The sequence below is a fragment of the Candidatus Mesenet endosymbiont of Agriotes lineatus genome (genome assembly GCF_964019585.1).
Classification (GTDB): domain Bacteria; phylum Pseudomonadota; class Alphaproteobacteria; order Rickettsiales; family Anaplasmataceae; genus Mesenet.
In genome coordinates this window covers 1,208,913-1,222,620 of the sequence record NZ_OZ026454.1, presented here as the reverse complement: position 1 = coordinate 1,222,620, position 13,708 = coordinate 1,208,913, and the positions used below count along the sequence as shown (strand labels likewise).

Below are 13,708 nucleotides of genomic sequence, written 5' to 3'. Positions count from 1 at the left end.
GAAAAGGGTAACGTTGTTGAACTGACAAAGGTTACAAACAATAAAATTATAGATGATTTAAACTCAGAATATAAGTTAAACTTAAAAGTTGGTATATTGCAGATTGGAGAAAGTATAGTCAGAGTTGAAAAACTAGGAGAGCAAAGAAATTACACAGATGTGCCGCAAGGCAAGATTAAGATGTCTTTTACCATAAAAGGGGAAGGTAAAGAAGAGAAAATCAGCATTCTTTTGTATCCTGATAAAGAAGATAGCAGTAAGATTAAAGTAGAACTCGACGCAGAGAATCAAAAGAAATTTGACAAGTTAAAGGACAAATCAAGCTTCGGCAAAAACTGTTTTTTAGGGGAAAAAAGTGTTATACAAGCTATTTTAGATAAAGAGTTCACTAAACATGAATCTTATAAACCATCTACCTTACCTACTCTTTTGGAACAAGCTTCTATCAGTAATGTTTTTAGTAATTTGAACGATAAATACACCCAATTTCAGACATATCTTTTTGGTGGTTGAGTTTTTTTAGAACTATTTAAAAACATCTACAGAACTTTATTTAATTTACAAGGTGAATTTATACTGATTAATGTATAATTAAAGTGTGTAAATATATAGATTGAAATGGTGGGGGGAATGATAAATTTTCTGCAAGAGCAAAAAAGGTATAGGATACTTTGGTGGGGGATTGGCGGCAGCTTATTTGATCATCTGTGCAATACTTTAGACTTTGATGCTAAATATTTACTTCAAAATAAAGAAAGTGAGGAAGCAAAAAGTCAGTGTCAAGCACTGCTTAGGGCCTATGGTGAAATGCCAGTCTACTGGTGGTGGCCATGGAGCAGAAAAATTAAAGATATAAGTTTAAATGAAAGCCACATTAAAAAAGCTAAAAATTACATGCTTTATCGCCCGTGGTATAGATTTATACTGAGCATTTTTACTTCGGTATCACTAAATTTCTATTTAATAAAATGGCACAAATTATCTTATCAGGGGGATGAGGTGGTAAAAAAACACAAAATTGGTAGAACTAAGAACATTAATGATCTATCGCACATTCATTTTTTAAATCAAGAAACTCAGGTCAGTGACGATACAGATGTTGTGCTTGAAGAGGGAATTACTTTCTCTTTTGGAAAAACAGAAGGCTCAATTATGCAGCTGAGTTTAAAAGAAGCGTTAGAACTTTTCGGCTTACCTAAACTGCTGGAACGTTTAGATAGTGGTTTATATTCAATGAGATCGCACCAAATGCGAAAACAAGATTGTGAAAAATATTTCAGTGAAGAAGTGAATAAAAAGTTTAAGAAGTTATCTTTAGCTTATCATCCAGATAAAGTAGCTGACAGCTGCGCAGAAGACAAAAGAAGAGCAACAGAGATGCAACAAGGGGTAAATAATACATGGCAAATAATGAAAAATCTTTATGAGCATGCAACCTCTAACCACGCTTCGGTTTTTAATAGGGATTTTCAATATAGTTTTTATGCTGATGTGGAAATTGGCTTATTATTTAACGAGCAAAAATTGGATCAGCTCAATGATAAAATATTAAAAAAATTATGGTGGATATCAAAGGTAAGTCATACGTATTTGACGGATTTATTAAATAAGTTTTTACTAGCAAGTAAATCTACTATGGAGAAGCACCTGTTAGATGAAAAGAAAGATTTTCAATCTTTAGAATGGAATATAGAGAGTAAAGTTTTAAAAGCAGTGGATGAATATATAGAAAGATATAAAGAGTTTGCTGAGGAATTAGCTAAACTGTACAAAGATTGCCAAGATGACGAAGATCTTAAATACATAAAACCTTCAGTAGGTAAGTTGTTACAAAGGTGTCAGCTGCAAAGTGAGATATTATCTTCAGCGCGAGAGTTTTTTGAGAAGAAAAATGGTTATATATTTTCTTACTCAATAAATCCAAAACCATATTCCCTAGCTGAGAGAGAGAATTATGAGAAGGTGGATGAATATTTTACCCTACCAGTGGTAGAATATTTAAACATTTTATTTATATCTAAGGAGCTAGCAAAAAAAGCAGAAAAGGAAAGTAAAAGATGGTTTAAATCATCTAAAAAGCAGAGCAGTCAAACAGAAGTAGCCAGTGAAGCAAAAGAAGAGGCACAATTATCAGATGAGAAAACAAGTAAAGAGATCGTACTGGAAAAAATGCAAGAGCTTCCGAGGCAAGAGTTGCATGAGCTTTGTTACTACCTTATGAGTTATCATTGTTATAATATGAATGAGAAAAATTTATTTGATTTATTAAAGGGAAGGTTTGCAGTTACAAGCATAAATAAGAAGGAAACAGAAGAGTTAGCTAGTGAGCTAGTTCATCAGTATAATTTTCGTTTAATCAGTGAATTTACACCACAAAGAACCCAAAATGATGCACTTGCTGATTACGAGAGATTGGCAAAAAGGGCAAAAGAAGTTTTAAAAGAAATTCAAGAGATACAGGAGAGAACACATGAAGATTTCAAAAAAATGAGAGAACAATTAGATAAACAACAAGAGCATTTAGATAAACAATCTGAACAATTAGATAAACAACAAGAGCATTTAGATAAACAATCTGAACAATTAGAGCAATTAGATAAAAATGATAAAGAGCGTAAAAAACAAGCGCAGGGGTTAAAACAAGAGCTGGATAATGTGGAGCAAGTGTTAAAGCAATTTATAGAAGAAAAAGGGTTGCACATCACAGTGGAAGGCGATCAAACTCATGAGCCAAATCCTGCTTTAGAGGAGGCATCTATTAATGGTGAAAAACGCATTGATACAACACTAATCAATAAATAACATGTTAATTTTAATATAAAGGGGGAAAGAAATGACCGGTATACAAGCAACTGATAAAAAGAAGAAGGCTGATGATGAATTGCAGGTAGTCGTGGATGAGTTAAAAGCAATAGATGAAAATTTAAATGTGCGTTTTGATAATATCAAGAAAGTATTTGTAATTAAAAGGTTGATTATGCGGCTGTTTACTAGTTACTCACTTAAGAAGTTTGAAGAGCAAATAAAATCTTACAAAATAGTTTTTGAGGAAATATCTGACATTATTACTAAAAATAAAAAGGAAAGTAGTAGTGAGATTGTCTCTAAGCTGATAGAAGTAAACTTGAGTGTGGAATTCAAGGATGAAAAGATTAAAGCTCGAATTGAACGTAGTAACACTTTAAAAGAATTGCATTCATCTACAGGAAAATCAGCAGCAGAATTAAAACTTATTATAAATGACTGTAGGAAGAACACTGTAGAGGAGCATAATAGAGAATTAAGTAGTCAGCTAACTGCAAGCCTTGATAAAAATAAAGAGCTAGAAAAAGAAAAAGCAGAACTGATAACGCAGATACAGGCAAAAGACAAGCAAATACACACACAAGATCAGCAAATACAAGCAAAAGATAGGCAAATACAAGAGCTACTAAATAGAGATAAAAAGCGAGAGGCAGAACATCAGATACTAGCACAGCAAATGAGTGATATTCAAAGGATGCTTGCAACAATGATGAGTCAAAATTCTGGGTTTAAACAGTTCAATAATCCAAATTCACCATCATCATCTTTAAGTGATAGTGATATTGAGATAATAGATATGCCAAGTAAGAAGCATAGCTAAAAGTTGTAGAAATTAAAGTTTTTATTGTACAGTTTAAGTTGGGATAAACTAATCTAATGCCATGTAATGAGCTACTCTACGCTGTTTACCGCGGACAAACTAAGGTAGTAGAATATCTAATTAAAATTAGATGCGATATCAACGTTTGAAAATGAAAAGATTGAAAAGTTTAAAAGTGATGCACTGGAAAAAGTAACTCAGGCAAAAGAGGAAGCTGAGAGATTTAAACAAATGCTGCAACAAGAACTAGAAAGGTTACAAAGGGTAGAAGAAGAAAAATTGCAAATGCAAACTGAAGAAATGCCAGATTCTAATATGAGCGGAGCAGAAGCGCAATCTCACAGTAGTAGTATAAAATTCAATATTAATTTTTTTACTTAAATTTGAGAACATTAGCAAACAATAGACGTCAATTTTTAAATTAAATAATAAAGATTGTAGATTTTTCTAAAAAAACACACCTAATCCTGGTCAAAAAAATAAATATAGATAAATCAGGATACCCGAGAACGTTCAACAAACTGTGTCAAACAAAAAAAAATAGTAATATTAATATAAAACATGGAGTTGACATATGAACGAAAAAACATCGAATAAAAACACAGGGTTAGTAGACTATAAAGAGTTGGAGAACAATATATTATCATCTATACGAGAAGGTAGGTCTTTAACTGGGAAAGGAGGAGCTTTAACGCCTCTGATCAATAGAAGCAAGTTTAGAAGGTGAAATAGAAAATCACCTATCAAATGAGAATGAAGAAAATAATCGCAGAAATGGCAAAAGTTCAAAATACAGATTCAGACTCATTTGAGCTTATAACGCCTCGGGATAGAGATGGAAGTTTTGAGCCCCAGGTAGTTAGAAAAAGACAGACTAATTTACATCCTGAGCTTGAAGCAAAAATTCTTAGTATGTTTGCCAGTGGTATGAGTTATAAAGATATAACATCGCATATCGAAGAAATTTACGACCATAAGATATCAGCAGCAGCAATATCTAACATTACAGATAAATTATTACCAATAATAAATGAGTGGCGCAGTCGGTCATTACAGGCTATTTACCCAATAATTTTTATGGATGGAATATTTTTCAAAGTTAAAGAGGATGGTAGGTGCGTAAGCAAGTGCATATATAATATACTTGGCATAGATCAAGAGGGTAAAAAAGAGGTATTAGGCTTTTATCTAGCTGAAAGCGAAGGTGCTAATTTTTGGTTAGGAGTATTGAATGATCTCAAAGAAAGGGGTGTGGAAGATATCATGATTGCATGTGTTGATGGGCTTAAAAGCTTTCCTGCAGCCATAAACAGTGTATTTCCCAACGCAGAAGTGCAATTGTGTATAGTGCATCAAATACGCAACTCATTGAAGTATGTGGCTAGCAAAGATGTAAAAGTTTTCATGAGTGATTTGAAGAAAATATATCAAGCTTCAAATAGAGAAATAGCTGAAAATTATTTACTTGAGTTGGAAGAAAAGTGGGGAGCAAAATATCCTATGGTAGTGAAATCCTGGCAAAATAATTGGGAAATGGCTATTTTAAGTATTCTGATCCGGTGAGAAAGCTAGTTTATACTACCAATCCCATAGAGGGACTGCACAGACAAATCAGGAAATTCACTAAAACCAAGGGCTCTTTTACCAGCACAAATGCCTTGTATAAGCAATTATATTGTGCTATAAAAAAGATAGAACAGAAATGGACTATGCCTATATCAAATTGGGCTTTAACCATCTCTCAACTTGATATCTTCTTTCCTAACAGATTGAAAATTCAGTTGAGTTTTTGACACAGTTTGTTGAACACTCCCGGGAAAATCAAAAATTTCAGACGTATTTTCTCTAGATTCGACAAGACAGCTGAGGTTTATATGGGATTTTTAAACTTCGTTGGGGCTCTCTTCTCTAAATTTTATTCACAGAACTTAGCTGTTTTGCTAAATCCTAACTTTGGTTTTTGTATTTTTGTTTGTATTGTGCTCATTTCTAACACTCCTTTTTTATATTGTTTTTTAACTTACTTATTTACTACTTTTTCCAACCTTGTTCTATAGTCCTATTCATTTTTGTACCTCCTCTAGGTTTTTCCATTAATGGGCCTCTTTAGAAGGGCATTTAACTTGCCATGAAAGTTCTTATTCAATTTGTATATACTTTTCATGATAATTTTAGGTACAGCAGAAAACTCACCTTCTTGCTTTAAAGCGCTTTTTAACTTATCTATAGAATCTGTATTAAAATTGTTATCAACTAAATCAAGAAATATACTTTCTATTCTTTTAGTGGTATTTTTATGTTTGTTCAATGAATGATCATTAGGGTATGATGCAATACCCCTAATAACTTTTAACTCGCTCATGGTAAAATCTTCAAATGCAATTTGTATGAGCTGCTCTACTATTTCTTCTTTATTTTTTCTTTCAATTAGGTGACACTTAAGTAATATTTGAGCTATAGAATCTATTGCGTTTTGAACTTCTGTGTAACTTAATATGTAAATAATATTATCTTTTACAGTACAACCATGTAAGCTGTTTTCTTTTTGTAGCAGTTCTATAAGTTTTTTACATGCTGTAGAATTTAGATTTAAATGTTCTTTAGCCATAGGCCTAATTGACATCATTCCTTTATTGATTCTAATATTCAATTGTGGATGCTTTTGGTAAAAACAAAATATAATATTTTGATGCTCTAGCTTATCTGCAGCTTCTGTAAATGCATATTCTATTATTTCATTGTTTATAACCATACCATGTTTACATAGGTGATCTATTGCAGTTTCAATTTCAATGTAATTAAAATTTTTATCTTTAGTTAGCTGGATAACATCTAAAATACCTTCTTTTGTATATTCTATACTAGTTTCATCTGCAAATAACGTTTTTGCTGCTTTATTTTTATCTAAAGTAGTAAAAAATCTTGTAAAATTTTCCACCTCTTTTTCATCATCAGTTTTTATCACTATAAGGTTACTGCTGACCGAGATATTCTTTATCATCACTGCCCCCTTTTTTATTTTTTATAATTATTGAGTGTAATTTTATTCGCAATATATTAAAAAATAAGTAACAATAGTATATTATTTGCTTAAATTGATTCCCTCAATAAAGCTTTCTATAAGTATCATTAATCTTTAGATTAATGATCTAGTATATATTCTTTTACTTGAAGAGATTTGGGATTTTCAAAGATTTCTTCTGTTTTACCAGTCTCAATAATTTTTCCCATATGAAAAAACACAACATTGTTAGAGAGTTTTTTTGCTTGTTTCATTGAATGAGTAACCATCACAATAGTAAATTTAGATTTGAGCTCAAGTATTAAATTCTCAATGGTATATGTTGCCATCGGATCCAACGCTGAACACGGTTCATCCATTAAAAGCATGGTTGGTCTTACAGAAATAGCACGTGCTATACATAAACGTTGTTGCTGACCACCAGATAGATCTAGAGCGCTGTCTTTTAGCCTTTCTTTTAGATCTGCCCATAAGCCAACCCTAGTTAAACTTTCTTCTACTATCTCGTCTAGCTTTTTTTTTGTTCTTGCCATGTTATGAAGCCTTGGTCCATAAGCAACATTATCATATATTGATTTAGGAAAAGGGTTAGGCTTTTGAAATACCATGCCTACCTTGGATCTAAGCAGAACTACATCCATATCAGAGCTGTAAATATTTACTCCATCAATTACAATTTCTCCTATAATCTTGCATCCGGAAATATAGTCATTCATGCGATTAAAGCAGCGCAAAAACGTAGATTTACCACAACCAGATGCTCCTATAAAAGTTGTAATTTCTTTTTTGTAAATATTTAAATTTAAGTTGGATAAGATTTGTTTTGAGCCATACCATAAGATTAAGTTTTTAACTGATGAGAAAATTTGCGTCATCTTATATTTCTAAGACGTTTTTCATAGAATAAAGACCTGCAGGTTTTTGAGCTAACCATAGTGCTGCTTTAATTGCGCCCTTAGCATATATGTTTCTGTTTATTCCTCTATGGCTAAGCTCTATTTGTTCACCTTCATTAGTAAACATAACTTTATGATCTCCAATAATTCCCCCTCCACGAGATACAGCAAAACCTATACTGCCTTTTTTCCTAAAATTTGAATCGCTATTGAAATAGTGATTTATTTTAAAATCGACATTTAAACCTTCAGCTGCAGCTTCTCCCAAAGCTATAGCTGTACCAGAAGGTGAATCCTTCTTGAGACTGTGATGCATTTCCCAAATTTCAACGTCATAATCCTGACCTAAACTTTTAGATGCATCTTGCACTAACTTGCACAATAAATTAACTCCTATACTCATATTTGCTGACCATAAGATAGGAGCCTTTTTCGAATATTCTTTAAGATCAATGCCATCAATACCAGTTGTTCCACTAACTAAAGGTTTTTCTAAGTCATAGGCAACCTCAAGACATTGAAGCAAGCACTCTTTATTTGTAAAGTCTATTACGACATCAGAACTTTTAAATAAATTAAAGATAGAATCTGTAACCTTAACCCCTATTTCAAGCCCTATGTTTAAAGCTAAACCAATATCTAAGCCAATCTTTTCATTCCCTGACTTGGCAACACCACCACTCATCTCTACATTTCCGCAGTTTCTAAGTTCACTAACAATGAACCTGCCCATTCTCCCTAAACAACCAACTATACCTATTTTTGTTTTCATATCAATTTTCCTACAGAATGGTAACAATTCTTAATAATAAAGGCTTCTTCATGTTTTTTAGAACGATATAAATAAATATTATTTTATATTCTACTTAAAATATTTCCTAAAAAAATACCTATATACAACAGTAAACCAACATAAGAGTTAACTTTAAACATATGTAAACAATTAATTGGATTATCAAAATTTGATTTTTTACATTGATAATAAAAAACTATACTAATAGCTACTAATATAACATAAAAAAACATGTTTAGCTGCGATATCAATGCCATACTAGCCCACATCGTTAAAGACATTAAATAAAATCTTTTAAGCCATAGTCTAGTTTTATTACCAAAATATATAGCAGTTGATTCTACTCCGATTCTTACGTCGTCTTCCTTATCCTGATGAGCATATATGGTATCATAGCCTAAAGTCCAAAATACACAACCTATATATAAAAGTACAGATTGTAAACTCAGGTTATTTTTAATTGCAGACCAGCCCATTAGTGCTCCAAAATTTATTGTAAGCCCTAAGAAAAACTGTGGCCACCAAAAGTAGCGTTTGAGCAAGGGATAAATAACCACCATAGGCATACATATTATACCTAAAATTATCGTTGTTTTATTGATAAGAAGTAAGACAACAAAAGCAAGTGGTGTAAGTAACATAAGCAAAATTAAAGCTTGCTTTACGCTTAAAACCCCTTTTGCTAAAGGACGATTCTTTGTCCTTTCAACCTTAGCATCTATTTTTCTATCAAATATGTCACTTATTGTGCAACCAACAGGCCTCATTAAAAATGCACCAACTAGAAATAAAATAGTATAATAAATTATCTGTTGAATGTTATTTGTTGCTAAAGCTATTCCACTAAGACCAGGAAACAAATAACACCATAGCACTGATAAACAACTATCCAAGCGCATCAGTTTAAAATAAGACTGAAGAATGCTTTTGTCTAAAAATGTCATATGCAGTTTGTAAACACTGTATTTTAAGTAATTTAACTAAAATAATACAAAAACTCTTTTGCACAAGCTAATTAAAGAAACAACAATTAAATTGTTGTACTTTTTGTTATTATCATGATAATACTATTTTTAGTTGATATGGGGAATATTTATGCAATTAAATGATCAAAAAATTCAAGAGTATCAACCATGCAAAAATGATGATCAAAAATGTCTAGATTATAATCGTTTATGTGCTCTTGCAGAAGAAGAGAAGATAAAGCAAAAATGCTTAAACTTTCATTTATTCTGTTCAATTGTAAGAAATAATATTGAAAGTGTCAGATATATAATAGACACTGATTATAATATGGATCTTTATGCTTTTGGTTTTAAAGACCTACCTGATGATAAATCCTGTCCGACTAATAATGAGTATCATTCGGTCTCAACTGAGAAAAGAGGTAGTAATGAGGTTAGCATTAATCCATTAATGTTGGCTGCATATGTTGGTAACAAAAACATAGTTTATTTGCTAATAAAAAAGGGGGCACACAAATATGCTCAAGACTATTGTGGGAATACGCTGTTTCATTACGCAGGAAGTAAGGAAGTTGTCAAACTATTGAGAGACGTAGATATTGGTATCAAGACTAAGAATAGATATGGTAGAGCTCCTTTGCATGAGGTAATTCGTAGCTTAAATAAAAAAAGAAATGATCACAATGCCATTAAAAAGATAGAAAATACCGTCATAAAGTTAATTGAGGTAGGGGCAGATATATCTAGTATAGATGACTATCGTTATACACCATTGCATTATGCAACTCACTTTGATAACATACGTATTTCTAAGTTTATACTAGAAAAGATAGTACAACAATATCTTAATCCTAGAGATGAGAGTGGTGGGACTCCATTGCATAAAGCAGCTTATAATGGTAACCTTGAAATAGTAGATATATTAATAAACAGTAAAGTGAATATTAATACTCAAGATAAGCATGGTGATACACCATTACATACAGTTATTGCTAGTGGTCGAGAAAGAGCTGAAGATATAGTTGGGCTACTGTTGAAAAAAGGCGCAACTGTTACTATTAGAGACAGCTTTGGTAGGACTCCACTAGATCTTGCTCGTGATTATGAAAAAGATAATATTATGAAAAGAGGGGCTAATTATACGAATATCGTAAATTTATTGGAAGAACAAATGATAACAAAAAAACCTATCATTAGCAGCACTATAGAGGTAATGGCTGAAAGTACTACACATTTGTCAACAGCAGACAGCCCTTTAGATATAAAGAGTACTATGGATACAATTAGAGAAAGTAATAGAAGAAATGGATATACTGAAGAAGTAATTTCTTCAACTACCACATACTTATTAGAAAAAGAGGGGAGAAGAGTTTCAAGAAATATTAGGCAAAGAGTATTATTAAATACTGAAAATGTTGCCAACAAAGTAAAAAATATTGAAGGAAAGAGGTATCAAAATAATGATGATGCGGTGACAGTGGGAGCGTTGTTATTTTTTAGCATTGCTGCTCTTTTTTTAATAGTAAAAACATTATTTACTACTAAGAGAAACTATAAAGCAATAAACAGCAATAATAAATTATCTGAAGTAACTATTGCTAAAACAATTGCCAAAGATGTTACTAAACAATAGGAGTGTTCTCCAAACTGGGTCAAAAACTCAACTAAATTTTCAATCTATTAGGAAAGAAAATATCAAGTTGAGAGATGATTAAAGCCCAATTTGGTATAGTCCAATTTTGTTCTATTTTTTTATAGCACCAAGGTATTTGTAATTGGTTTTTTCCTGATTTCTATGGGATTGGTAGTATAAACCTAACCGGATCAGAATACTTAAAATAGCCAGTTTCCCAATTATTTTGCCATAGGATTCCCCATTTTTCTTCTAATTCAAGCATTCAGCTATTTCTCTATTTGAAGCCTTTCTTCAAATCATTCATTTTGCTGGATACATATTTTAATGAGTTCCTTATCTCATATACAATTGCACTTCTGCACTGGGAAATACACTGTTTATGGCTGTAGGAAAGCTTTTAATACACAAATTCCACACTTTGAGATCATTCCCTAACTAAAACCTTCGCTTTCAGCTAGATAAAAACCTCTTTTTTTGATCTATGCCAAGTATATTATTTGCTTACTTTAACTTTAAAAAATCATTGGGCAAGTAATTGCGCCACTCATTGGTAATATGTAATATTGCTGCTGCTGATATCTTATCGACTTGATAACTTTGCAAACATACTAAGAATTTTTGCTTCGGATGTAAATTAGTCTGTCTTTTTTTGACTACCTGTGGCTCTATCTCGAGGCATTACAAGCTCAAATGAATCTGTGTTTTGAACTTTTCTACTTCTTCATTCTCATTTATTTTCTATTTCACCTTCTAAACTTGCTTCTATTGATCAGAGGCTCCTCCTTTGCCAGTTAGCGACCTCGAATGGACGATAATATATTAACTCTTTATAATCTACTTTGCTGTTTTTTCGTTCATTCCATGTCTTATGTTAATATTTTTCTTGTTTGATCCAGTTTGGGGAACACTTCCAGGATAATTTTAATCTCCATAAAAACCATCTTGACTGAAGACTAACTAGGGCTTTATTCTTTTGTTTGATAAACTAGACGAAGATTCTACTTCTACTTTTTCCATCTTCGCTTGTGGTTTATCAACCTCTGCATTATCAAAACTATGTTTAATCACTGATCCTTTCACTTCTATGCCAAATAGCTCTTTAAACCACTCAATAATCCTAGAAAGTAGATCCTTATCTTGTGCTAACTCCTTAGGAAGAGTGAGAGATAGCTTGCCATTCGTATATTTTACTTTATCCCCTTGAGACTGAAGTTTAAATTCTAATGAACTATTTAACAATATTTGTTTACTTTCTGTACCATCTAGGCTACCTAATGGTGTCACCATATTAGACCTAATTTTTACACAGTCATGATTTATATAATCAATATATGTTGTTTTTTTAGGGCTGAGTGCCATAAAATTATGCTGTGCAGTTTTGATAAATACATCAGTATGTAATAGAGCGTCATATCCAGCCTGATTGCAGTTAATAATTAACTCTTTTATGATAGATTCATTTGGCACTTCTACTTTAACATGTTCAAACATTGCTTTATAAGCTTCCTGAAGAAATAAAATATAATTTTTCTCTTGATCATCTGAGATTAATTTCTTGTTATTAAAACCTATACAAAAAAACTTTATTTCATCTACGCTGCTACTTGCTATCTTTTCATAATCAAGACGATTAGTTTTAGCTCCTTCGCATAATATAGAAAGCAGATTCTGATTTATCGATTTGCCGTTGATAACAAAACCCATTCTTGATAAGTCCACATACATTGTTTCACCAGATTGTGCACTTTGATTGTCTTCACCAGCTTTAAGCTTACTGTAATCGAGCTTTTTCACCTCAAGTTCTAGTGTAGATGCTAGATTACTTCTAATATTGTTAGGTGTAATATCTCTTGTGTTACTTTCTACCATAACTCCTATCCCCTTTTAAATAAGGTACTAAGTTAGTATACAATAGTTTTATTATAAATGCAAATTAATTAACTATTAGTGAATATTAGGGTTTATGCTCTCTATATTTTCTACCTGAGGGCCATTAATTATACTCTTTGGTTCATAAAATTCAAATTCATGCTTCACTTCTTTTACATTTTCCTTGCCAAAAGCCTTGTGCAGCAAAGCCCTAACGGCTTCTATAAGTCTAAAGAACAAGCTTCTATCTTGCTCAACTTCCATGGACTTAGAAGTTAAAGTAAGAAATAACTTGCCATCTGTATACTCTATCTCGTTATCATTAGATTTAAGTTTGAATTCTAGTGAGCTGGAGAGAGGTATACTACTACCTTTCCAGCTGTTTTCTTTATCTTTAGATATGATATCCTGCTCTCTATTTATCTTAAGTTCTACGCAATTAGAGCTATTGCAGTTAATATGTACTGCATTTCTTTGTTGCTCTACTGGGATTAAATTACTACTAAGTAGTACTTTAGTGTTTATGAAAGATTGATACTGACAACAATTGGCAATTAGCTCTTTTAAAATAGATTCGTTTGGAATCTTTGCTTTAGCATCTTTAAACGTTTTTCTAAAAGCTTCTGTAAGAAATAAAAGATAATCATTTTCGTTGCTATTTGAACGCTGTACCTTAGACAAAATATCACGAGCACTGACCTCCTTGCCATCAATAACGAAATTTGGTGCTACACTGCTTACTAAATTTAAGCTGTCATACATTTTTCGACCGGACTGCGCTTCTTGATATTCCTTGGGAGCTTTAAGGTCAATGTAATTAAGCTTTGCTATTTCAAATCTTACTTTGTTGAGTTGATTATTATTGCCATTTTTTACCATAATACTCACTAAAATGTATTATT

The 13,708-nt window shown here is 32.0% G+C and carries 11 protein-coding genes and 2 pseudogenes; 6 read left to right on the top strand and 7 right to left on the bottom strand.

Translation table 11 applies throughout. The annotated features are described in order from the left end of the window. Positions 1-96 precede the first annotated feature (96 nt). The 5 genes and pseudogenes from AACL19_RS05615 to AACL19_RS05595 all read left to right on the top strand — a co-directional run bounded on the left by AACL19_RS05615 (position 97) and on the right by AACL19_RS05595 (position 5,418). The gene (locus tag AACL19_RS05615; RefSeq protein ID WP_339045518.1) at positions 97-513 is read left to right on the top strand and encodes a hypothetical protein; all 417 of its coding nucleotides are present in this window, start codon (positions 97-99) and stop codon (positions 511-513) included. 117 nt (positions 514-630) lie between these two features. Further along, positions 631-2,802, top strand: a complete 2,172-nt coding sequence (locus tag AACL19_RS05610; RefSeq protein ID WP_339045517.1) for a hypothetical protein — start codon at positions 631-633, stop codon at positions 2,800-2,802. 31 nt (positions 2,803-2,833) lie between these two features. After that, positions 2,834-3,625 carry a hypothetical protein gene (locus AACL19_RS05605; protein ID WP_339045516.1) on the top strand — a complete coding sequence of 264 codons (792 nt, stop codon included), beginning with the start codon at positions 2,834-2,836 and terminating at the stop codon, positions 3,623-3,625. 231 nt (positions 3,626-3,856) lie between these two features. After that, positions 3,857-4,006: a hypothetical protein gene (locus AACL19_RS05600; RefSeq protein ID WP_339045515.1), complete on the top strand. Its 150-nt coding sequence runs from the start codon at positions 3,857-3,859 to the stop codon at positions 4,004-4,006. Between the two features lie 193 nt (positions 4,007-4,199). After that, positions 4,200-5,418: pseudogene (locus AACL19_RS05595) on the top strand (IS256 family transposase). A gap of 287 nt (positions 5,419-5,705) precedes the next feature. Here AACL19_RS05595 and AACL19_RS05590 read toward each other — a convergent pair. The 4 genes from AACL19_RS05590 to ubiA all read right to left on the bottom strand — a co-directional run bounded on the left by AACL19_RS05590 (position 5,706) and on the right by ubiA (position 9,280). After that, a complete protein-coding gene (locus AACL19_RS05590; RefSeq protein WP_339045514.1) occupies positions 5,706-6,626 on the bottom strand; it encodes a hypothetical protein in 921 nt (306 codons plus the stop codon). Positions 6,627-6,766: 140 nt separating this feature from the next. Continuing rightward, positions 6,767-7,522 (bottom strand): phosphate ABC transporter ATP-binding protein PstB, encoded by a 756-nt coding sequence (gene pstB / locus AACL19_RS05585; RefSeq protein ID WP_339045513.1) that lies wholly within the window; start codon positions 7,520-7,522, stop codon positions 6,767-6,769. Between the two features lies 1 nt (position 7,523). Next, positions 7,524-8,315, bottom strand: coding sequence for a 4-hydroxy-tetrahydrodipicolinate reductase (gene dapB / locus AACL19_RS05580; RefSeq protein ID WP_339045512.1), 792 nt, complete (start codon positions 8,313-8,315; stop codon positions 7,524-7,526). 83 nt (positions 8,316-8,398) lie between these two features. Next, positions 8,399-9,280 (bottom strand): 4-hydroxybenzoate octaprenyltransferase, encoded by an 882-nt coding sequence (ubiA, locus tag AACL19_RS05575; protein ID WP_339045511.1) that lies wholly within the window; start codon positions 9,278-9,280, stop codon positions 8,399-8,401. 151 nt (positions 9,281-9,431) lie between these two features. Between ubiA and AACL19_RS05570 the strand changes: the two genes are divergently transcribed. After that, positions 9,432-10,934 (top strand): ankyrin repeat domain-containing protein, encoded by a 1,503-nt coding sequence (locus tag AACL19_RS05570; protein ID WP_339045510.1) that lies wholly within the window; start codon positions 9,432-9,434, stop codon positions 10,932-10,934. A 31-nt stretch (positions 10,935-10,965) separates the two neighbouring features. Here AACL19_RS05570 and AACL19_RS07140 read toward each other — a convergent pair. The 3 genes and pseudogenes from AACL19_RS07140 to AACL19_RS05560 form a co-directional block, all read right to left on the bottom strand. Next, positions 10,966-11,603, bottom strand: a pseudogene (locus AACL19_RS07140) (IS256 family transposase); the annotation flags it as partial. Between the two features lie 291 nt (positions 11,604-11,894). Further along, the gene (locus AACL19_RS05565) at positions 11,895-12,806 is read right to left on the bottom strand and encodes a hypothetical protein (RefSeq protein ID WP_339045509.1); all 912 of its coding nucleotides are present in this window, start codon (positions 12,804-12,806) and stop codon (positions 11,895-11,897) included. Between the two features lie 75 nt (positions 12,807-12,881). Beyond that, on the bottom strand, positions 12,882-13,685 hold the full coding sequence (locus AACL19_RS05560; RefSeq protein ID WP_339045508.1) for a hypothetical protein: 804 nt from the start codon (positions 13,683-13,685) through the stop codon (positions 12,882-12,884). Between the last annotated feature and the right edge of the window lie 23 nt (positions 13,686-13,708).

Coding starts and splice junctions, on each gene's coding strand:
- AACL19_RS05610 (WP_339045517.1), top strand. CDS start 631: ATGATAAATTTTCTGCAAGAGCAAAAAAGGTATAGGATACTTTGGTGG.
- AACL19_RS05605 (WP_339045516.1), top strand. CDS start 2,834: ATGACCGGTATACAAGCAACTGATAAAAAGAAGAAGGCTGATGATGAA.
- AACL19_RS05600 (WP_339045515.1), top strand. CDS start 3,857: ATGCTGCAACAAGAACTAGAAAGGTTACAAAGGGTAGAAGAAGAAAAA.
- AACL19_RS05590 (WP_339045514.1), bottom strand. CDS start 6,626: ATGATAAAGAATATCTCGGTCAGCAGTAACCTTATAGTGATAAAAACT.
- pstB (WP_339045513.1), bottom strand. CDS start 7,522: ATGACGCAAATTTTCTCATCAGTTAAAAACTTAATCTTATGGTATGGC.
- dapB (WP_339045512.1), bottom strand. CDS start 8,315: ATGAAAACAAAAATAGGTATAGTTGGTTGTTTAGGGAGAATGGGCAGG.
- ubiA (WP_339045511.1), bottom strand. CDS start 9,280: ATGACATTTTTAGACAAAAGCATTCTTCAGTCTTATTTTAAACTGATG.
- AACL19_RS05570 (WP_339045510.1), top strand. CDS start 9,432: ATGCAATTAAATGATCAAAAAATTCAAGAGTATCAACCATGCAAAAAT.
- AACL19_RS05565 (WP_339045509.1), bottom strand. CDS start 12,806: ATGGTAGAAAGTAACACAAGAGATATTACACCTAACAATATTAGAAGT.
- AACL19_RS05560 (WP_339045508.1), bottom strand. CDS start 13,685: ATGGTAAAAAATGGCAATAATAATCAACTCAACAAAGTAAGATTTGAA.